At 56.1% G+C, this 21,028-nt stretch carries 21 protein-coding genes; 14 read left to right on the top strand and 7 right to left on the bottom strand.

Features of this window, described 5'->3' with window-relative positions:
* Positions 1-254 precede the first annotated feature (254 nt).
* From PH5382_RS17990 to PH5382_RS17960, 6 genes are all read left to right on the top strand, one after another.
* Positions 255-986: a response regulator gene (locus PH5382_RS17990; RefSeq protein ID WP_058335776.1), complete on the top strand. Its 732-nt coding sequence runs from the start codon at positions 255-257 to the stop codon at positions 984-986.
* A gap of 461 nt (positions 987-1,447) precedes the next feature.
* Positions 1,448-2,572: a sensor histidine kinase gene (locus tag PH5382_RS17980; protein ID WP_058335772.1), complete on the top strand. Its 1,125-nt coding sequence runs from the start codon at positions 1,448-1,450 to the stop codon at positions 2,570-2,572.
* Positions 2,565-5,879, top strand: a complete 3,315-nt coding sequence (locus PH5382_RS17975) for a CHASE domain-containing protein (protein ID WP_058335771.1) — start codon at positions 2,565-2,567, stop codon at positions 5,877-5,879. Before PH5382_RS17980 ends, PH5382_RS17975 begins: the two co-directional genes overlap by 8 nt.
* On the top strand, positions 5,860-6,318 hold the full coding sequence (locus tag PH5382_RS17970) for a response regulator (protein ID WP_058335770.1): 459 nt from the start codon (positions 5,860-5,862) through the stop codon (positions 6,316-6,318). The genes PH5382_RS17975 and PH5382_RS17970 overlap by 20 nt, the downstream gene beginning before the upstream one ends.
* A gap of 4 nt (positions 6,319-6,322) precedes the next feature.
* Positions 6,323-7,075, top strand: a complete 753-nt coding sequence (locus PH5382_RS17965) for a sensor histidine kinase (RefSeq protein ID WP_058335769.1) — start codon at positions 6,323-6,325, stop codon at positions 7,073-7,075.
* Positions 7,065-7,451, top strand: a complete 387-nt coding sequence (locus tag PH5382_RS17960) for a response regulator (RefSeq protein ID WP_058335768.1) — start codon at positions 7,065-7,067, stop codon at positions 7,449-7,451. Before PH5382_RS17965 ends, PH5382_RS17960 begins: the two co-directional genes overlap by 11 nt.
* Positions 7,452-7,776: 325 nt before the next feature.
* Here the strand turns inward: PH5382_RS17960 and PH5382_RS17955 are convergent, their stop codons facing one another.
* The 6 genes from PH5382_RS17955 to PH5382_RS17930 form a co-directional block, all read right to left on the bottom strand.
* Entirely contained in the window at positions 7,777-8,466 is a 690-nt protein-coding gene (locus PH5382_RS17955) for an ABC transporter ATP-binding protein (RefSeq protein ID WP_058335767.1), read from the bottom strand.
* Complete coding sequence (locus PH5382_RS17950; protein WP_058335766.1) at positions 8,463-9,242, bottom strand: ABC transporter ATP-binding protein; 780 nt, start codon at positions 9,240-9,242, stop codon at positions 8,463-8,465. The genes PH5382_RS17955 and PH5382_RS17950 overlap by 4 nt, the downstream gene beginning before the upstream one ends.
* Positions 9,235-10,218 (bottom strand): branched-chain amino acid ABC transporter permease, encoded by a 984-nt coding sequence (locus tag PH5382_RS17945; RefSeq protein WP_058335765.1) that lies wholly within the window; start codon positions 10,216-10,218, stop codon positions 9,235-9,237. The genes PH5382_RS17950 and PH5382_RS17945 overlap by 8 nt, the downstream gene beginning before the upstream one ends.
* 1 nt (position 10,219) lies before the next feature.
* Entirely contained in the window at positions 10,220-11,140 is a 921-nt protein-coding gene (locus tag PH5382_RS17940) for a branched-chain amino acid ABC transporter permease (protein ID WP_058335764.1), read from the bottom strand.
* A gap of 59 nt (positions 11,141-11,199) precedes the next feature.
* Positions 11,200-12,348, bottom strand: coding sequence for an ABC transporter substrate-binding protein (locus tag PH5382_RS17935; RefSeq protein ID WP_058335763.1), 1,149 nt, complete (start codon positions 12,346-12,348; stop codon positions 11,200-11,202).
* 475 nt (positions 12,349-12,823) lie between these two features.
* A complete protein-coding gene (locus tag PH5382_RS17930) occupies positions 12,824-14,056 on the bottom strand; it encodes an NnrS family protein (RefSeq protein ID WP_058335762.1) in 1,233 nt (410 codons plus the stop codon).
* 220 nt (positions 14,057-14,276) lie between these two features.
* Here PH5382_RS17930 and PH5382_RS17925 point away from each other — a divergent pair, with 220 nt between their 5' ends.
* Complete coding sequence (locus PH5382_RS17925; protein WP_058335761.1) at positions 14,277-14,972, top strand: Crp/Fnr family transcriptional regulator; 696 nt, start codon at positions 14,277-14,279, stop codon at positions 14,970-14,972.
* 31 nt (positions 14,973-15,003) lie between these two features.
* Here the strand turns inward: PH5382_RS17925 and PH5382_RS20065 are convergent, their stop codons facing one another.
* The gene (locus tag PH5382_RS20065) at positions 15,004-15,270 is read right to left on the bottom strand and encodes a DUF1858 domain-containing protein (protein WP_058335760.1); all 267 of its coding nucleotides are present in this window, start codon (positions 15,268-15,270) and stop codon (positions 15,004-15,006) included.
* Between the two features lie 124 nt (positions 15,271-15,394).
* Between PH5382_RS20065 and PH5382_RS17915 the strand changes: the two genes are divergently transcribed.
* Genes PH5382_RS17915 through PH5382_RS17890 form a run of 7 tightly spaced genes read left to right on the top strand, consistent with a single transcriptional unit; the run spans position 15,395 to position 20,977 of the window.
* Positions 15,395-15,847, top strand: coding sequence for a c-type cytochrome (locus tag PH5382_RS17915; RefSeq protein ID WP_058335775.1), 453 nt, complete (start codon positions 15,395-15,397; stop codon positions 15,845-15,847).
* A gap of 12 nt (positions 15,848-15,859) precedes the next feature.
* Complete coding sequence (locus PH5382_RS17910) at positions 15,860-17,203, top strand: cbb3-type cytochrome c oxidase subunit I (protein ID WP_058335759.1); 1,344 nt, start codon at positions 15,860-15,862, stop codon at positions 17,201-17,203.
* 3 nt (positions 17,204-17,206) lie between these two features.
* Complete coding sequence (locus PH5382_RS17905; RefSeq protein WP_058335758.1) at positions 17,207-18,001, top strand: CbbQ/NirQ/NorQ/GpvN family protein; 795 nt, start codon at positions 17,207-17,209, stop codon at positions 17,999-18,001.
* Between the two features lie 4 nt (positions 18,002-18,005).
* A complete protein-coding gene (locus PH5382_RS17900; protein WP_058335757.1) occupies positions 18,006-19,892 on the top strand; it encodes a nitric oxide reductase activation protein NorD in 1,887 nt (628 codons plus the stop codon).
* Between the two features lies 1 nt (position 19,893).
* Positions 19,894-20,070: a hypothetical protein gene (locus PH5382_RS20060; RefSeq protein ID WP_197410075.1), complete on the top strand. Its 177-nt coding sequence runs from the start codon at positions 19,894-19,896 to the stop codon at positions 20,068-20,070.
* Positions 20,067-20,291 (top strand): hypothetical protein, encoded by a 225-nt coding sequence (locus PH5382_RS17895; protein ID WP_058335756.1) that lies wholly within the window; start codon positions 20,067-20,069, stop codon positions 20,289-20,291. Before PH5382_RS20060 ends, PH5382_RS17895 begins: the two co-directional genes overlap by 4 nt.
* Positions 20,288-20,977 carry an NnrU family protein gene (locus PH5382_RS17890; RefSeq protein ID WP_058335755.1) on the top strand — a complete coding sequence of 230 codons (690 nt, stop codon included), beginning with the start codon at positions 20,288-20,290 and terminating at the stop codon, positions 20,975-20,977. The genes PH5382_RS17895 and PH5382_RS17890 overlap by 4 nt, the downstream gene beginning before the upstream one ends.
* Positions 20,978-21,028: the final 51 nt, after the last annotated feature.

Here is a 21,028-nt window from a genome sequence, read left to right as displayed (position 1 = left end):
TTCCGTCCGGGGAAAGGGGAAGTCCCCTCAGAAACCGATTTGTGCAACAAAGCCGATAGCGGGCAGACATAGAAAGGAATTACCATAGATTATCACGATCCTAATAGGCACCTCTAATTCGAGTTTATTCGCTGTTAACAAAAATCCACTAGGAAAAATGTTGGGAATACGACCAACTGTATGGTCTGCTATCTCCCAAAGAGAACACCCCTCTTTGTGACGTTTTGTAGTGAACTTGTTTAAGGATGTATCTCATGTCGAATATGCAAGCACCGGAATACCCTCAACCAGAGACCCAGGGACCGGTCATTCTCAATGTTCTGTCCGTTGATGATGATCCCATCGACCGGATGCGCCTGAGAAAAACCTGCCGCAAAGCCGGTCTGGTTGTTGAGTTTCACGAAGCTGCCAACCTGCAACAAATGCGGGAAAAACTGGATGGCACCTATTATGATCTGGTGTTCCTTGACCACAATCTCGGCATGGATACTGGCCTTGATGCCCTGAAAATTCTGCTTAGTCATGAAGATCAGGTGCAGGCGATTCCGATTATGCTGACCAGCCTGACGAACTACCAGATCGCGGTTGAAGCCATGCGCCAGGGCTGCGCTGATTATATCGTCAAGGAAGAGCTGAGCGTGGATGCATTGGTCAAATCTGTCGCCTCCTCGATTGAACGCCGCGCCCTCTATAGCCAGTTGTCTAGTACGCGCCGGTCCGAAAACGAACTGAAACAGATCTTTCAGCGGTTCATGGTCAGCTGCGGACCGGAACTGCGCATCCTTCTGCGCCGCACGCTTTCCAGCGTACGGGTAGTCAAGACCGAAGCGAAAACAGCGGAAACCGTTGACCTCAACATGCTGTCGGATTTCTCCCTTCTGGAGCGCAGCTGCAAGGATCTCGTTGTCTTCATGGATGATCTGGAAACCGTGGTTGGGGATAGCATGAAAGTTGCCTACAGCCTGACTCCCACCCTGAGACACTAGCATCAAACAAGGAAGGCAGACTTTGCGACGCCTCACGGCCCTGGCCACCGAAACCGTCAAGGCCTGCCTTCCGCCGCCCTCATCGAAGCAAGCCCGCTTCCTCACCCTTTTCTGGTCTAGAACTGACATCGTGACACACATCCGACTTGAATTTCACAAACACACTGACCAGCGCCTAGGCTGCTGCGTTTTTTCTGGATCTTCAGTTGATGTCACCTTGGCAAATCGGCTCGGGCTGCGCCTACATGGCTCAGTCTGGCCTTTTGCCGTGTGCCCCATGCACCTTAGACAGCCTAGCCCCCGGGCGGCAGCCCACAGAGCGAAGCTGGCCGCGTGTGGCTTAGCTGGCAAAACGATCCATATCTTCTCTGGCATCATGAAATTCTCTGACAACGTGAAAATGCGCGTTGGAAACCCGGGAAGTCCCATGCTGGCAGCGAGCTCCATCGGAAAGGTGCTCAATGACGCCCTCTAGTATTTTGATCGTAGACGATGACACTGGCGACCGAAAACTGATCCGGCGATTGCTCAAAAAGCTGTATCCGGATGTGATTGTCTTCGAAGGTGAAAGTGCCGAACAGGCTCTTAAGTTTTCGGATGAGCGCATTGATGTCGCCTTTATTGACTATCTGCTACCCAGTGGCAGCGGCATCGACTTGATCACCAAATTTTCTGATATCTGGCCCCGTGCACTGGTCTTCATCATGACTGGACAGGGGGACAAAGAGATCGCCAAAACCGCCATTCTCGCAGGGGCCGGTGATTATATTGCCAAATCCGCTATCACCCTGACAGCAATCAAACGCATGGTTTCAAATGGTATGGAAGTCGCCGACATGCGCTGGCGTATCGAAGAACACCAAAGCGAACTCCAGGTGTTTTCGGATGTACTGGTGCACGATCTGCGCGCACCGATCCGTGCTATTCAATTCCTGAGCGATCAGATTATCGAGGACTACCAAGCTGGTGATCTGGAAGAGGTCAAACGCGAATTCAAACTCATGAAGAACTCGGTCCAGAAAATGTCCGATCTGATTGAACAACTGGCGAGTCACATACGCCCCGACAGCGAGTGTCAGGCTGAAGTTGTTCCAGTTAAGAGCCTTTTCGCTGATCTCAGGACTGTTCTTGCCCATGATATTACAGAATCCAACGCGCAGATCTCCTGGCATTCGGGCGACCTCAACGTCCGGTGCTTTGCCCCCGAAGTCACTCAGCTGCTTCAGAACCTGATCGGAAACGCCATCAAATACAGCCCCGGTGCCCGCCCAGAAATCCAAGTCATGGCCATGGGCCACGAAAAGGGCATCCAGGTCAGTGTCGCCGATAATGGCATTGGCGTCCCCCCAGAGTACCGCGAACGCATTTTCGAGCCCTTCAAGCGGCTACAGCAAACCAGCGATCTGCCCGGCAGCGGTCTGGGTCTCGCAACCTGCGCCAGAATTGCCCGACGCCACAACGGTAAGATCTGGTGCGATCCCGATGTAGAAAAGGGTACAACTATCCACTTCACGCTTGATCTTGATGCGCAAGCTGCAGTGCAGCCTGTACCCACATTTGGTGCCGCGAGGAGACCCCATGCATAGGTCCCATGCATCCGGTGCCGACAATCCGCCCCTTGTCGCCTGGCTCAAGGCGCGTTCAAAAGCTGCTCTTACCGGGTGGCTCGTGCTGCTCTGTCTTGGGCTGAGCTTTCTGATGTTTTTCAGCCTGGACATTGCACAACGCAGCCAGCGCCAAGCCGAAAGAACTGCCATCGCAAAAGATCTGGCTGCACAGCTGGAAGCACGCTTTCAGGACTATCTGGATGTGCTTACTGCAGCCGAACGCTTTGTCACGGCATCCGATCAGGTAACCTTCGAGAATTTTTCAGCCTTCACGCAAGAATTTCTGGATGCCTACCCCGGAATTCTGGGCCTGTCCTGGAATCCAAAGATTCTGAACGCAGACCGCGCTGCCTTTGAACAGCGCCTGCGTGACGAGGGGAACCCCTCCTTCAGCATCACAGAGCGTCGTGTCATCGCCTCTACCGGGGAGCGTTCAATGGTCCCTGCCGAACCGAGAGAGCTCTATTACCCCGTAGCCTATATTACCCCCTATGACCGCAACGCCGCAGCCCATGGGTTCGATACCTATTCGCCAGATCCTATTTCAAAGAATGCCAGGCGGAAAATGCTTGATCAGTCCCGTGACGAAGGTCGTCCACTAGCCACGGGACGGGTTGCGCTGGTTCAGGCCGATAATCAATATGGCATGCTGATCTACAATCCGGTCTACAGTCAAGATCTCAACGGCACCGATCCCGAGTCCCGGCGCGCCCATCTTTTGGGCTATATCGGAGGGCCTTTTTTACTTTCCGAAATTGTCAGGCCTGTTGCCCAACAGGCGGAGGCGGATGGCATCCGATTGATTTTGCGGGATATTGAGGCGATCCCCGACAAACAGCATCTTTACGACTCGCGGACAGCGGATCATCGGGAACAAAAGGCCCCAGATGAGGAAAACAGTGCTGCACCGCTCCAGACCATCAAGATCGCCATCGCCGGGCGCCGAATGGAGCTTTCGGTTCTGTCGCCGCCATCCGGCGCGACCGTTCCCTGGATCGTTCTGGCAATCGGTGTTTTGATTTCCGCTGCTGTCGGGGCTGTATCTTTCTTTATCCTCTCTCAATCAGAAAGCCTGATCTCACCGGGCAAAGCCGGGAAGCTGTCTGATCGGATTGCTCTGCCGGTCTTGACGGCACTCGTTGGCATTGCTCTTTCTGTCGTGCTCTACTTGGTTTTTGAAAATCTCGAAAAGAAGCTGCGGAATGAAGCGCTCTTAAGTGAAGCCCAAGATCAGTTCGCCACGGTTCGCAAAAGCGTTGAACGCAACCTCGAAGTGCTGGATTCAGTCAAATCCTACTTTGATGCTTCCGAATTAGTTGAACGTGCTGATTTTCGGATTTTTGTCAGACCGCTGCTTCACAAATACGCCAATGCTCAGGCAATCGCATGGGTGCCAAAAGTCGAGCAGGCCGACCGCGAAGCCTATGAGATCGCAGCAAGGGCACAGGGGATACCCGATTTTTCAATCCGGGAACTGAAAGACGGAAAAATGCAGATCGCGGGCCCCCGCGACACCTATTTCCCCGCCTATTTCGTAGAGCCACTTGCAACCAATATGCAAGCCATTGGCTTTGATCTGACGTCGCATGCCCGTCCGCTTACCGCGCTCTATGCATCACGGGACAGCGGTAAAGTGGTCGCCACGGGGCGCGTAACGCTTGTTCATACAAATCCACCCACTGCCAACTCGGAAACAGGCGTGCTGGTCATTAATCCGGTCTACGAATATTCTGTGACCCATTCCAATCTGGCTGAAAGGCGCAGACATCTCAAAGGTTTTGTCCTCATAGTGCTGCGCGCTGGGGACATGATCTCGCAGGTTCTCGACGAGTCTCAGAAACAGTCGGATATTGTCGTGACCGATATTACCGACCCAGGCCGTCCAGAGGTCATCTATACCTCGGTTGATGACACTCAGGAGCGCTCCTCGGGAGCAGTCACTTTCTCTGAGCAAATTCAGGTGGGTGGTCGCGAATGGCTTGTCAAGATTTCTCCCAGTCTCGACACCTATGGAGCCACCGTCCTGCCACTGCCGGTCTTCATGCTGATTGGCGGATTGATCTTTACGACCCTGCTCACCTTTAGCATTCTTCTCCTCGTCCGGCGCCGGGAAGTGGTAGAACATCTGGTGCTGGAACGGACCGATGCGCTGCGGGACACGGCATCGCGACTGCAAGCCGTGATGAATACGGTTGTTGACGGTGTTATTACGCTTGATGAACAGGGACTTATTCACAGCGCCAATCTCTCGGCGGAAAACATCTTTGGCATTGCAAAAAGCGAAGTAATCAATCAGCCCGTAAACTTGCTCATCCCAGAGCTGAAAGGCAAAGCCCTAGAAGAGCTGTTTCTTCGCCTCACCAAGCAAGGCAAGGATTCAGATTCAGGCGTGGGGTGTGAATTGAATGGCTTGCATCAGGATGGCAGTCTGTTTGCCATGGAGCTTGGCGTGAATGACATGTGGTCTGATGGAGTTCGCATGTTTGTGTTTACTGTGCGCGACATCAGCAGCCGCAAGAAAGTCGAAAGCGAAAAGGCCCGCCTCATTGAAGAGCTCACTCTTTCAAACGAAGAATTGGCACGGTTCGCCTTTATATGTTCTCATGACTTGCAAGAGCCGCTGCGGATGATCCGGAGTTTCTCGGAGAAGCTTCAATCCCACATGGGGCGTCGGCTCGATACGGACGAAAAGGGAAAGAAGTATTTCCGTTTCATCACCGAAGGAGCAACCCGGGCACAGGATCTTATTGCCGGAGTATTGGAATACTCCAGTATTGAAACCAATACCCGCCCCAACGAGAGCATTAATCTTGATGATCTGACACAATCGATACAGGCCAACCTGCACGAAAGCCTGACCGGAAGGGATGCGCAAATCACGTTTGGTCCTTTGCCGACAATAGTTGGGAACAGAACACAGATTTACCAGCTATTTCAGAACCTGATTGTCAATGGCTTGAAATACCAAGCACCAGACAGCAGACCAGAGGTTCATATTGAAGGTCGCGACATGGGGGATCAGTGGCATTTCCTAGTGCGAGACAACGGTATCGGCATCAATCAACGCCACCTCTCCAAGATATTTGAAATTTTCCAAAGACTAAATCGACAAAGTCAATATACTGGAACGGGTATTGGACTATCGATCTGTAAAAAGGTTGTCGAAAGGCACGGCGGACGGATTTGGGTTGCATCAGAGCCCGGCGTTGGCTCAACATTCTATTTCCTGATCCAGAAACCATCACCACTAGAGGTTGCAAGTAAAAATGAACGCGCGGTTGGCTGAAATTCTCCTTGTGGAAGATAACGAAGGAGACATCGAACTTACGAAAGAGGCGTTTGAAGAAGCGCGCTTTCGCAATAATTTGCATGTTTCCGAAGACGGGGAAGAAGCCCTGGACTATTTGTTCAAACGCAATGGCCATGATCAGGCAACGACACCAGACATTATCCTTCTGGACTTAAACATGCCCGGCATCGATGGTCGCGAGGTGCTCGAAACGATCAAAACGGACGCCGATCTCAGGAGAATTCCGGTTATTATCCTTACCAGTTCGAAAGCGGACAAAGACGTCATCGAGAGCTACAACCTGCACGCCAACTGCTATATCGTGAAGCCCGTTGACGCGAAAAAATTCATTGATGTGGTGCGCCATGTCGAAAATTTCTGGGTCGATATCGTCTGCCTCGCGCCACCGCATAATTCGCCGCAAGCAGGTGATTGAAACGATGGCAAAACCCCAGATCCATGACCAGTTGGCAGAAAAGCAACGACAGTTGGAACAGCTTGAAGCTGAATACAAGGATTTTGCCTATGCCGTTTCGCACGACTTGAGTGCACCCTTGCGAGCTATTGAAGGCTTCTCTTCCTTCATAGCGGAAGATCATGCGCAGGATTTTGATGATCGTTCCCAACGCCATCTTGAACACATTATCAATGGCTCTCAAAAGGCCAAGGATATTCTGACGGCTTTGCTGGACTTTTCACGGATCAACACCCGGGCCGAAGCCTTTACCAAGGTCGATTGCAACACATTGATCGCAGAGGTACAGACACAGGAACAACTCTCTGAATGGATTGATCTTTCCGGCGCTCAGGTTCAGGTGGAAGACCTTCCCACCATCATTGCCGCACGACAGCAAATGGCCAAAGTTTTTGCCGAAGTCTTGCAAAATGCCCTCGTCTACCACGCCGAAGGTGGCAAGCCGCATATTCACATCAAGGCTGATGAAACGGACGATGATTGGGTCTTTTCCGTAACCGACAATGGCATCGGCATAAGCGAAAGAGCTGCGGAACGCATTTTTAATGTCCTCAATCGGGCGGTCAAGGAACGGGATTATCCGGGGGCAGGCATGGGCTTGGCCATCTCAAGAAAAATTCTGCATCGTCACAAGGGAGAAATCTGGCTGGAAGCACGCAACCCGTCCGAAACAGTCTTCTGCTTCTCCGTTAGCAAAGATCTGAACAATGAACCGTAGCCTTAAACTCCTCTATGTTGAGGATGATCAGTTTGATGCTGCAATGCTTGTCCGAAGTTTTGAACGCTATGCGAAAGACATGAACTGCCACATTCAAATTGCGGAAACCGTATCAGAAGCAATAGCGCAGATATCTCAAACCGCCTTTGACGCAGTGCTACTCGACTGGAATTTGACAGACGGTAGTGGCCCTGATGTCGCAAGCCACATGCGGGCAACCAATATTTCGGCCCCAATTATATTCTTGAGCGGCGCCTGGGTGGGATCTCAGCTGGCTGAGGCAGAAAACTATGAAACGATCGGATGCCTGAATAAAGTCTATGACAGGAACCAAATAGAGGGAATCTACAACCTTGTCTTGCGCCATGTCGCATGACAGCCACGGCTCCAGCGCCCGTTGATGGCCTGGCCCTGGCCCCATCAACACGAACGAGACTGGCTATCAGAATAGCGTTTAAGCTCCGCTCTGACCCTTTTCTCTAGCCAGCGGCCCCTCCCATTTTGCTCCCTCCACATGGCATGCGGCCTGCTGACTGGCCCTACCTGTATCCCCGATTTCGTTGAGAGATCGGAGAGAGAACGAATTATTTCAGGGTTCAGGCCTAAAGGCACCAGCTTCAAAACGACGTGCAAAAGGCTCCGCAAACAACAGGGGTCAGAGCCCCACAGCAGAAGAGCTCCACATCTGGGATGACTTCGCCCTAGACTCCCAAAAACCGATTTGTCAGATCCGGAGTGAGCGTTCGAATTGGCCCAGACCAGACAGTAGCCCCTTTGTTCAGAATCACAGCCTGATCTGCCACTTGCCGCAGCTCTTTCAAGGTCTTATCCACGACAAGAATGGCCATGCCGGTTTGCGCCTTGAGTCGCCCAATGGCCCCCCAAATTTCCTGGCGGACCACTGGTGCCAGACCTTCTGTTGCTTCATCGAGAACCAAAAGGCGGGGGTTGGTCATCAAGGCGCGGCCAATGGCCAGCATCTGTTGCTCCCCTCCGGACAGCGACGCGGCCAATTGGTCACGCCGTTCGTCAAGGCGCGGAAACAGCTCTGCCACCCGCGCAAAATCCCAATCCCCCGGACGTGCGGCTGCGATCAGGTTTTCCTCGACTGTCAGTGGAGCAAAACACCGGCGTCCCTCGGGCACCAGGCCAATGCCCAGGCGGGCAATCTGATGCGATTTCAAACGCCGCAGATCAGCGCCTGCGAATTCCAACTCCCCGTCTGAGGCAGCAAGCATACCGCAAATCACCTTGATCGTAGTGCTTTTGCCCATGCCATTGCGCCCCATCAGCGCCAGGACTTCGCCCTCGGCAAGGGAGAGATCCACACCAAAAAGCGCCTTTGAAGCCCCATAGGAGGCCTCAAGCCCGCGCACTGTCAAAAGGCTCATGTCTCATCCTCCTCGCCAAGATAGGCGCGACGCACTTCAGGGTGGTTGCGGATCTCATCAGCAGTCCCTGTGGCAATCACCGCGCCATAGACCAGCACCGAAATCCGATCAGCCAGGGCAAAAACTGCATCCATGTCATGTTCCACCAAAAGGATCGGCGCCTCATAGCGCAACTGGTCGAGAAATCCGGTCAGCTCTTTCGACCCACTCGCCCCCAGACCGGCCATGGGTTCATCCATCAGAAACAAACGTGGTTTCAGAGTCAGCGCCACAGCGACCTCCAGCTGGCGGCGCTGGCCATGGCTTAGATCAGCGGTTCGCTGCTGGGCCGCCTGCAACAACCCAACCCGGGACAGCGCTTCTTCGGCGACCTCAAGCAAGGCTTTGTCCTTCATGACATTGCGGAAAAACCCTAAACTCTTGCCGCACGCGCCCAATGCCCCAAGGACTGCATTTTGCAGCACGGAGAATTCCATCGCCAGGGATGAAATCTGAAACGTGCGCCCCAACCCCATACGCGCGCGCGCTACGGTATCCAATGCGGTGACATCGTGGCCCAGCAGCTCTATTCGGCCCATGTCCGGCTGCAGCCCGCCCGATATCTGCTTGATCAGGGTCGATTTACCTGCCCCATTGGGGCCGATCAGCGCGTGAATCTCGCCGGGATACAGATCAAGTGAGACGTCATTACTGGCCTTCAGCGCGCCAAAGCTTTTACTCAGGTGTTCCACCCGCAAGACGGGCTGCATTGGTGGAGAGAGGCTGGTATCAGTCATGCGCCACCTCCCGGCCCAGCAGCGCCCCGATTAGGCCACCCCGGGCAAACAACACCATGCCCAGCAGCAACAAGCCAAGGAAGATCTGCCAGTATTCACTGATCCCCCCGAGAAGATGCTCCAGCAGGATATAGACTGCCGCGCCCACAACCGGACCGTAAAGCCGCCCCACCCCGCCAAGAATAACAAAGATCATGATCTCGCCGCTGGTGTGCCAGCTGAGCATGGTCGGGCTGACAAACCGGTTGAGATCGGCAAACAGCGCACCGGCAAGCCCGGTGATTGCGCCGGATATGACAAAGGCCACCAAGCGTAGTTTGAACGGTTGCAGCCCTACGGTTTCGACCCGTTCTTCTGTCTGGCGTGCCGCCGACAGGGCCAGGCCAAATCCAGACCCAGCCAAGCGCGCCGAAAACAACAAAGCACCGCATAAAAGGGCAAAGCACACACCAAAGAACTGGATCGGGATCAGGGTATTCAGCCCCGGCATCTCGTTTCTGACCCAAATCGACAGCCCGTCTTCACCGCCATAAGCGGACCAGCTGATGGCGAAATAATACAGCATCTGACCGAAGGCCAAAGTGATCATGATGAAATAAACACCCGAGGTGCGCAAAGACAGTGCACCGATCACCAGGGCTGCAGCGGCGCTCGCCAGCACCGCCACCAGCCAGATCAGTGGCATCTGATTGCTGCCCTCAAACAGGAACGGCCAGCTGAACAAGGGTTCATAATTTTGCGCATGCGCGGCCAGAATACCCATGGCGTAGCCACCAATGCCAAAGAAGGCCGCATGGCCCAGGCTGACCAGCCCTCCCAGCCCCAACGCAATATTGAGGCCAACCCCAGCGAGGGCCAGAATTGCTACCTTGGTGGCCAGCGTAATCACAAAGGGCTCATCCAGTGCCAGGGCCAGAAGCGGCACCGCCAGCAGCGCCAGGATCACGGCCAGATTGAATAGTCTCTCACGCCCCATCTCAAGCGCTCCCCCCAAATAGGCCCGAAGGGCGCACCAGCAGCACTGCTGCCATCAAGATGTAGATCAGCATCGAGGCCAGCGAAGCCCCAAGCGAGGCTGCCTGTGCAGGCTCCATCATCAGCGTAAACAGACGCGGCAGGAAAATGCCGCCCAATGTGTCCGTCAGCCCGACCAACAAGGCGCCAACCAGTGCCCCCTTGATTGAGCCGATACCGCCAATGACGATGACCACAAAGGCGAGGATCAGCACAGGCTCCCCCATGCCGACCTGCACCGACTGGATCGCCCCGACCAGAGCACCGGCCAGACCGGCCAGCGCCGCGCCCAAGGCAAAAACCAGCGTGTAAAGCTTGGAGATATCAACGCCCAGCGCCGCAATCATTTCCCGATCGGCCTCTCCGGCGCGGATCTGGATGCCAATGCGCGTGCGGGCAATCAGCCAGAACAAACCAGCCCCGACCACCAGCCCAATGACGATAATCGCCAGTCGATACAGGGGATACTTGATACCACCGGGCAATGTGACTGGCCCGGACAGATAGTCCGGCACATCCAGAAACAGCGGGAAAGAGCCAAAGATCCAGCGCGTACCTTCGGAAAAGATCAGGATCAGCGCAAATGTCGCCAGCACCTGATCCAGATGGTCGCGATCGTAAAGGCGGCGAATGACAGTCACCTCGACCAGCGCCCCCGCCGCAGCAGCGGCCGCAAGGCTTGCGATCAGCGCCAGCACAAAGGATCCGGTCAGCCCGGCCACGGCAGCGGCAGCAAAGGCGCCAACCATATAAAGCGCACCATGCGCCAGGTTGATCAACCCCATGACACCAAAGACCAGCGTCAGGCCAGCAGCCATAAGGAAGAGCATGACCCCGAACTGCAAGCCGTTCAGGATTTGCTCAAGAATGAGAATAAGAGACATGGGGGATTACTTTCTTGAACCGGGGCCACGCTGTACGCGGTCCCGGTGGTCAAGCTTTGTTACATCTTGCACTCAGGTGCATAGGCATCGGCGTGATTGGTCAGACCGGTGGCGATGATCTTGTTGGTGAAGACGTCGCCTTCCTGGATCACTTCGCGCACATAGATGTTTTGCACCGGGTGATGGTTGGGACCAAATTTGAAATCCCCACGCACCGAGTCAAAGTCAGCCGCCTCAAGTGCCGACCGGAAAGCGTCCTGATCGGAGACATCGGTCTTGTCCAGTGCGCTGAGGATCAGATTGGCAGTATCAAAACCCTGGCTCGCATAGAGCGATGGCAGACGACCGTATTTCGCCTGAAAATCAGCGACAAAGGCGATATTAGCCGCATTGTCGAGATCCTTGTTCCACTGCGAAGTGTTCTTGATGCCCAAGGCAGCCGCGCCAACGGCCTGCAGGATACCCTGATCAAAGCTGAAGGCCGGGCCAACAATAGGAAGATCCACACCACTGTCCGCATATTGCTTAAGGAAAGAAATCCCCATGCCGCCAGGCAGGAAGAAATAAACCGAGTCAGCACCCGATGCACGGATTTGGGCAATCTCAGCGGCATAGTCTGTCTGACCCAGCTTGGTATAGATCTCACCTGCAAGTTCACCGCCATACATGCGTTTGTAGCCAGTCAACGCGTCCTTGCCTGCTGGATAGTTGGGCGCCAGGATAAAGCTGTTTTTCAAGCCTGCGTCATTGGCATAGGCGCCAGCGGCCTCGTGCAGGTTGTCATTCTGCCAGGCGACGTTGAAATAGTTCTTGTGGCAGCGTTTGCCAGCCAGAACCGACGGGCCGGCATTGGGAGACAGGTAGAACACATCCTGCGCGGTTGCGGCTGGCACCACTGCCATCGCAAGATTGGACCAGATGATGCCGGTCATGATGTCGACCTTTTCGGACTGGATCATGCGATCGGCGATCTGCACGGCACTTTCGGGCTTGCGCTGATCATCCTCGATCACCACCTCGATATCATCACGGCCTGCTGCCTCAATCGCCAGCATGAAGCCATCGCGCACATCAACACCAAGCCCGGCACCCCCGCCGGACAGGGTCGTGATCATGCCGATCTTTGTCTCCGCCTGAGCCGCCAGCGCCAGCGTCGAAACGGCTGTCGCCACCGCGGTCATCATGGCAAATGATTTCAACATTTTCATTTCAAATGTCCTTCCCTGAGTTCTCGTTGTCTTTGCCCCGCGTTGATCACGGATTGCATGACGTCACTATTCCCGCATCAAGCGAAAGGCGCCAGTTTTTCTTCGCTCTTCTTTGGAGCCCCCTTTTGTGGAGACAAGGCCAAACGGAGTGCGCCTGCGACCTTGATCAGCCGACTTGTCCAAAACTGTAGGCGGCATTCATGTTTTATTTCAAGATTAAAATATTGAACCCTAAAATAGTATCTCAGGCTGAGTGCAGATTTTGCCATCAAAAGAAAACGAGCGCGCCCTAAGACCTGTGCAGTCCTGCACCTTGACATTGGCAGGTTGAATTCCGCCACTCAAGTCGCACTCCGCATCGCGGGCGCAGACCAGACCTCCCCTGCTCACACCAGCCGCCAACGCAGGAATGCAACCCGGCCTGACCTTTGGCTTTTACCTAGATCATGCCGAGTTAATGTACTGAATTATATTACTATCCGGCTACTTTAGGGGATGGGTTCACTGCTTGTTGAGGGGCGGGATTCGGTTTGCGCCGCGCAGCCTTTGGCAGCACAAGCCAAGGCAGCATGCGCAGGCACAAAACGGCAAAGGAAACCGTCCAGAACCCGGCCGACAGAAGCACCCCGTCCAACCCCAGGTCCGCCAATATCCCGCTGCCGATCCGAGCGACCGCAGCTGCCAAAAGCAACCCGAAACCCAATGTTAGAACTGGCCCGGCCACCAAAGCACGTCCAGTGTGGCCAAGGGTTGCACGCATCATCACCGCCACGGTCATGCCACCGATGGCACCGATTCCCAACAGATGGACCGCCGCGACCTGCTCCACCAGCCCGAGCGCTGCAAAGCCAGACACCATCAGTCCCAACGGGATGAAAATATAGGCAACATGCAACATCACCAGCAGCGGGGACCGCAAAACCGCCTGTCCCTGCCAGCGGGTCAGACGAGCGATGTGCAAGACCCCGGCCAGCAGCAAAAGCACTGCCGAAACCACGGATTCAGGCGCAAGGGTCCAGCCCACCAAGGCCGCCACCCCGAAGGCCAGCGCGACCGCATCAAACCGGGAAAAGGGAATAGGCATCGGCCCGTCCTGCCCCCGCTCTTTGGCCAGCCAATTGCGGGTGAAACTCGGGATGATACGGCCACCAATCAACATGATCAGGAACACCAGCAGTGCGATGCCGAAACGGCGACCATAGTCAGATGCGCCCGATAGTATGACCTCTAGGTGGAACAGGATATTGCCAGCTCCCAGCAGCAAGACCGGCACCAGAACCTTGAGATTGCGCCAGTTTTTTCCCGCAATAATCTCGCGTGCGATCATCGCCGCGACCAGCAGCAAAAAACTGCACTCCACCACCAAAGCGAGCCCGGGGGCCACAAGCCCTCCCCACAGCGCCAAACGCCCCAGTATCCAAACCGCAAACAGCACCGCCAAGGGCAATCCGCGCACTGGCATCCGCGCAGTCCAATTGGGCACTGCGGTAAACAGGAACCCAGCAAGAACCGCACTGCCATAACCAAAAATCATCTCGTGGATGTGCCAATCCACTGCACCAAAATGCCCCTGATACTCCAGCGACCCGCGCCAGATCAGCACCCAAAGCGGCACCACCAGAAACCCGAAAATGCAGGCGGCCGCAAAGAAAGGCCGAAACCCGTAAGAAAACAGGGCGGGGCCTGCAAAGGTGGGACATGCGGTCATCTTGCGTTCCTTAGTAGCCGATCCTTACCCCCGCTCACACAAGACACTACATGGGCAGACTAAGAGGAATAGGATCAGCTGGTTTCACCAATGATCTGGCAGCTTGGTATTTTCTCTGCCTCAGCTATGCGGTATCAACGAGCAGGCAACGTTGTTCTGCCTCAAACTTGTGCCCAAAACTTGAGCCTGAAGCGCAACTTTTTTGCAGTACGGAGATACCTTGGCCCAGCTTGACGAAAGCCTATTGACCGACCTGCCGCCATTTTCAGCGCTAGACCGTGCACAGATCCGCGCTATCCTCGATCAGGCAACCCCTAAACGCTACGATCACGAATCCGCCATCTTTCACGAAGGCCAGGACGCTGACCGTTTTTTCCTGCTCTTGGATGGATATTTACGGGTGATACGCACCACCCCCGAGGGTGAGCAGATCATTGCTTTGCATATCTCTCCCGGCCAGTTGTTCGGCATAGCCCCTGCACTGCAGCGCGACACCTACCCCGCAACCGCCATGGCTGCCACGGAATCTCTGGCGCTGTCCTGGCCTGTACGCCTGTGGGAGGAGTTCACGCAGAACTACCCCAGCTTTGCTACCGAAACCTACAAAACCCTGGGCGCGCGCCTTGGTGAGATGCAGACCCGGATTACCGAACTCGCGACCCAGGCAGTGGAACGTCGAGTGGCGGCAGCCCTGTTGCGGCTGGTCAGCCAATCGGGGCGCAAGGTAGACGGCGGTGTCGAAATCGCCTTTCCCATCACCCGCCAGAACATTTCCGAAATGACCGGCACTACATTGCACACTGTCAGCCGTCTGCTGTCAGCCTGGGAAAAATCAGGTATCGTGAAATCGGCACGCAAACGTATCGTTGTGACCGACCCCCACCGGCTTTTGCTGCTCAGCGGAGCGCAAAGCTAATCTCCATCCTCGCCTATCAGCTTGCCCCATATCAGCCTGGCCCCGCTCTCAGGGCCTGAGCCAGAGCGGCCAAGAACTCATCTGTTGGGGTTCGGTGTTCCCGGCAGGCCTCCTGAACCGTGTGAAACCGTGCAAACGGACACCCAGGGCAATGCATTTTGTATTGCCAGAACACTTCGGCGCTGTGCGGCCAACAGGTCAGCAGGTCGACCAGCATCATCTCCGGTAGCTTTTCCGGCACGTTCTCTGGCACGTTCTCTGGCCATGTCGCCCGCATTTCCGTGTCAACTGTCACCATATCCCGGGTCTCCTTGCGGTACAGAGTGACCGAGGCAACCCCTGTCTTCTTTGCGTTTGCACAACATCCTGGCCCGACGGCCGCGCTAGACACTGACATCCGCAACTCTACTCAGGACCGCGAAATGTCAGAAATACTTACCAAAGCGCGGGCCAGGAACGTGTTCTACGGAGGCTCCTTGTTCTTCGTCGTCGTTTTTGTGGCCATGACCGTGCAAAGCCACCGCTTCATCGTGGAAAAGTCCACCGCCGGGATGGAGCTGAGCGAAGAGGTGGTCAAAGGCAAACACATCTGGGAGCGCCACTCCTGCATCAACTGCCACACGCTCCATGGCGAAGGCGCCTACTTTGCACCCGAAGTTGGCAATGTGATGACCCGCTGGGATGTGCTCGAAGATCCCGAAGAAGCCTTTGAAGCGCTGGATGGCTGGATGAAGTCCCAGCCCTCGGGTGTTGAGGGTCGCCGCCAGATGCCGCAGTTCAACCTCACCGAGGACGAAACCCGTGCGCTGTCAGAATTCCTACGCTGGGCGGATCAGACCGATACCCAGAACTGGCCACCGAATGACGCGGGCTAAGGGAGAAATCAAATGAAATACCAATCACAAAAAGTGGCCTATGCCTATTTCATGGCGGCCATGGGACTCTTTGCCATTCAGGTACTGGGTGGGCTCTTGGCCGCCTGGATCTATGTCTCTCCCAACACGTTGAGTGAGCTTTTGCCGTTCAACATCATCCGCATGCTGCACACCAATGCCCTGATCGTCTGGCTCCTACTGGGCTTCTTTGGCGCCGCCTATTTCCTAGTGCCCGAAGAATCCGAGCGCGAGCTGTTTTCAGTGAAACTGGCCTATATCCAACTCGCCATTCTGGTGGTTGGCACCCTGGGTGCTGTCGGCTCGTACCTTGTGGGTATCCACGGTGGGCGTGAGTTCCTGGAGCAGCCGCTTTGGGTCAAATTCGGCATTCTTGTTGCTGCGGTGATTTTCCTGATCAATATCACCCTCACCGTGCTGGCCGGTCGCAAGACCGCGATCACCAATATCCTGCTGATGGGTCTGTGGCTCCTGTGCCTGCTCTGGGTCTTTGCCTTCATCAACCCCGACAACCTCAGCCTTGATAAAATGTATTGGTGGTTTGTGGTGCATCTCTGGGTCGAAGCCACCTGGGAATTGGTCATGGCCGCGATCCTTGGCTATCTGATGTTGAAACTCACCGGTGTCGACCGCGAAGTTGTTGAAAAATGGCTTTATATCATCGTCGCCACAGCCCTGTTCTCAGGCATCCTGGGCACTGGTCACCACTTCTATTGGATCGGCACACCGGGCTACTGGCAGTGGATCGGCTCGATCTTTTCGACCTTTGAGGTCGCACCCTTCTTTGCGATGATGTGCTTTGCCTTCATCATGGTCTGGAAAGGTCGCAAGAACCATCCTAACAAGGCCGCCTTGCTGTGGTCGCTGGGCGCATCCACGGTGGCCTTCTTTGGCGCTGGCGTCTGGGGTTTCCTGCATACGCTGCACGGGGTCAACTACTATACCCACGGCACCCAGATCACCGCAGCCCATGGCCACCTCGCCTTTTACGGTGCCTATGTGGCGATGAACCTGGCGATCTTTACCTATGCGATGCCAATCCTGCGGGGACGTGATCCCTTCAATCAAGTGCTCAACATGACGTCGTTCTGGCTGATGACCGGTGGTATGGCCTTCATGACCTTTGTGCTAACCTTTGCCGGCACCATCCAGACCCATATGCAACGCATCGTTGGCGACTACTACATGGATGTGCAGGACCAGCTGGGCCTTTTCTACATGATGCGTCTGGGTGCCGGCGCGGTCTTTGTCATCGGAGCACTTCTGTTCATCTACAGCCAGCTGGTGGTGCGCCGCGAAGTGGTGAAACCCGGCCCCAATGCTGTGCCCGGAGAATAAGCCATGAACGCGATCCACACACCACACCTGCCATTCTATCAGCCCGCAGGCAATGAATGCGCGCTGTTCGAGATGGCCCATGACAATGGTTTGCCCCTTCTTTTGAAGGGGCCGACCGGCTGCGGTAAGACCCGCTATGTTGAACACATGGCAGCCCGGCTTGGTCTGCCACTCCACACAGTTGCCTGCCATGATGATCTGTCGGCTGCCGATCTGATTGGCCGCTATTTGCTAAAGGGCGGCGAGACCATCTGGGTAGACGGGCCGCTGACCCGCGCGGTACGCGAAGGCGGCATTTGCTATCTAGATGAGGTGATCGAAGCCCGCAAAGATGTCGCCGTGGTCCTGCACCCGCTGACCGATGATCGTCGTCGCCTGGTGATTGACCGAACCGGCGAAGAGCTGGTGGCACCCAAGAGTTTCATGTTGGTGGCCAGCTACAACCCTGGCTATCAGAACATCCTGAAAAAGCTGAAACCCTCGACCCGGCAGCGCTTCCTTTCCGCAAGTTTCGACTTTCCGGCGCCTGCGGATGAAACCGCGGTGGTGGCAGCTGAAAGCGGTTTGGACGCCGAACGCTCTGCCAATCTGGTGCGTCTGGCCGGGCACATCCGTAATCTGTCGGGGATGGATCTTGAGGAAGGTGTCTCGACCCGGCTGCTGATATATGCCGCCACCCTGATGGCCAAAGGCTTGTGCGTCGAGGCCGCACTCGAGGCCGCCATCATCGCGCCCCTCAGTGACGAGGAAGACGTCTGCCAAGCGCTGCGCGACCTCGCCGCCAGCGTCTACGGGTGATGTGATGATCCGCCCGCTTGATCTGATGGAGCCGGAAGAGACCGTTGGTAATCTCTGGCATGACATGGCCAGTGGCTTTGGTGCCAAAGGCGGGCATGCTGAGGCCGCCGTCACACTGGCAGAGATGCGCACCAGCATCGCCATGCTATTCAAGGGCTTTGGCGGGGCCGGTGGCATCGAGATCCTCGAATCCCCCGCTGCCGCATCGGCGCATCGGCTGGACCCGCTACGCCGCATCGGCACCGCCCGCGAAATGGAGCATGTGGCGGATTTTGATGGCGCGCGCCTGCGTCTGCCCCCCGTGATGGCGATATTTTCCAGTCGCAGCTTGAACCGGCAGGCCTATCTTTGGCTGGCAGCAATGGCCGCGCATGTCATTGTTCCGGACGGGCATGAAGATGCCTTCAAAAATGATCAAGCCACGGTCGGCGCCAATTTCCTTGCCGTGCGTGCGACCTATGCTGCCTGCCCCGGCCTGCGCTTCTCTTATCGCAGTTTTTGTCAGGAGCTGTCGCACAGCCGTGCCCGAAGTGGTCTGCCAAGGCTCGAACGCCTGATCGAAGCGGTGATTGAAGGGCAGTTGCACAGGGACGCGTCCGCTCCCGAACTTCCAACCCAAAGCATGGTGACACCGCGCGGCTATCAAACCTATCAACCGGTACCGATCTGGCTGCGCTTGCTGTCACGCTCAACTGGGAAAGGTGCGGCTGCAGATCCAGCAGAGCCGCAAAGCAATCCCGGCCTTGCCATGGCCAGCCGCAAGGAAGGCAAGCGCGAAGAGCGGGATCAGGCCAATCGGCGCGACAGCTTTATCATGCACCGGTTTGAATCGATCATGTCCTGGGCCGAAAGTCTGAATATCAACCGCATGGTCGACGATGACGACAATGAGAACGCTCAAAAGGCGGCCGAGGATCAGGACCAGATCACCCTGTCACAGAACCTCAAACGCGCTGCCTCGCGCCTGCGTCTGTCGCTGGACCTGTCACCACAAGAGGCCGAACAGGAGCGCTTGGCGGGCAAGTTCACCTATCCGGAATGGAACCACCGAAGTGGCGAGATGATGCCCTCCTATTGCCGTATCCTGGCAAGCGACGCGGCCCCTGCTGACAGCTTCTCCCCCGACGCGCGACTGGTGGCGCGTGTCAGCCGACAGTTTGCGCCACTGCACCCGCGCCGGGTGACGCTGGCGCGCCAGCTTGATGGCAATGATCTCGATCTTGATGCGGTGGTTGCGAGCCAAGTCGATCTTGCTGCCGGACAAGAGGGCAGCGACCGCATCTGGCAGGCCAGCCGCCCTATGGCACGCGACCTCAGCGTTGCCGTGCTGATGGATTGCTCCCGCTCGACTGAGGCGGTGGTCAAGGACCGCCCGGTCATCGACACTGCCCGCGACTCGCTCGCGGCGCTGGCGGCAGGGATCTCAACGGCTGGCGACCGGCTGGCGATCTGGGGATTTTCCTCACTGCGGCGTGATCGCGTTTTCATGTCCCGCGCCAAGAGTTTTGACGACCCAATGAGCGCAGAAATCACCGCCCGCATCGGCAGTTTCAAACCCGGTCACTACACCCGTCTTGGCGCCGCCATCCGCCATGCCTCTGCCCAGCTGGCCGAGGAAGGGTCTGATCGTCGGCTGTTGCTGGTGCTGACGGACGGCAAACCCAATGATCTGGATCACTATGAAGGCGTGCATGGCATCGAAGACAGCCGCATGGCTGTGCGCGAAGCCCGCGCGCTGGGTCAGGCCGTGCATGGCGTCGTGATCGACGCAGATGGTCAGGACTGGTTTGCCCGCATTTTTGGCCGCGCCGGTTTCACCCTGCTGCCCGACCCCGCCCGACTGCCCCGCGCGCTACCAGAAATCTACCAATCCCTCACCATGGAGCATTGATATGAAACATCTTCTTCTCGTCCTGATGGCGCTGCTGCCCCTGCCGGTTTTGGCCGAAGGCTTTCAACGCCCGATCCCACTCCCACAGACCGCGGCCGCCGAAGTGACATTTCTCGTGGCCTCGATCGCGTTGATCCTGGCACTGGGGGCTGTGCATATTCTGGTCAATCGTCGATGACAGATCGTCCCTCCTGGCGACTTTTGGCAGCGCTCTATCCCTTTGGTGCAGGGGCGGCGGCGGTCAATCTGTTTTTCGCCTCCCTGATCACGCAAGCCCTTGGATGGCGGGCGCTGACACCCTATGAAGCACTGGTTTGGGGCCTGCCCTTAGGCATCCCGGCCAGCTGGTATTTTGGCCGCCATATCGTGCGTTTGATCAAAGAGGCCGAAAGACGATGACGGATTGGGCTGCTTTCACCCTGGCAATGCTTGCCTTTCTCAGCAGCCATTTTGTCCCCCGTCTTTGGGGGCTGCGTGAAACACTCATCGCACGCTTTGGGCGCCGGAGCTATTTTTCGGCCTATGGAGTTGTGTCGCTGTTCCTGTTGGCCTGGGTCATTATCGCTGCCGGGCGAGCCCCGTTTGTCGAGCTTTGGCCGCAACAGCCCTGGATGCGTTGGTTGCCCAATCTGGTGGTGCCGCTGGCCTGCATTTTAACCACCTGTGGTTTTGGCGTCGCCAACCCGGAAACACTTGGTGGTTCTGCCAGTCGGGCATTTGATCCAGAAAACCCGGGCTTTGCGGCAGTCAGCCGACACCCGCTGCTGCTGGGACTGCTTCTGTGGGCCACAGCGCATCTGATCGCCAATGGCGATCTGGCCCATGTGGTGTTGTTTGCCAGCTTTGCCGCCTTTCCTCTGATCGCGATTTGGGGGTTTGACCGTAAAACCCGCCGACGTCTCGGCCCGGATGCGGATCGTTTCTTTGACCAGACCTCGGTTCTCTCTCTGCGCCCTCTGATCCAGCGCCACTGGCTCCGGCAAAACGCAGGTCAGTTACTGCGGCGTGTATTGGCTGGTCTTCTGATTTGGATTTTGCTTTTGCATTCGCACATGCACATCATTGGCGCCTGGCCGTTTCCCTGAGCAGCCTTTTACAGACCCATCTAAAAGGCCCGACGCGAAGCGTACGGCCGA

The sequence above is a fragment of the Phaeobacter sp. CECT 5382 genome (genome assembly GCF_001457775.1).
Classification (GTDB): domain Bacteria; phylum Pseudomonadota; class Alphaproteobacteria; order Rhodobacterales; family Rhodobacteraceae; genus Pseudophaeobacter.
Note: the sequence above shows the minus strand (reverse complement) of the source record. Positions and strands in the feature narration are given on the sequence as shown.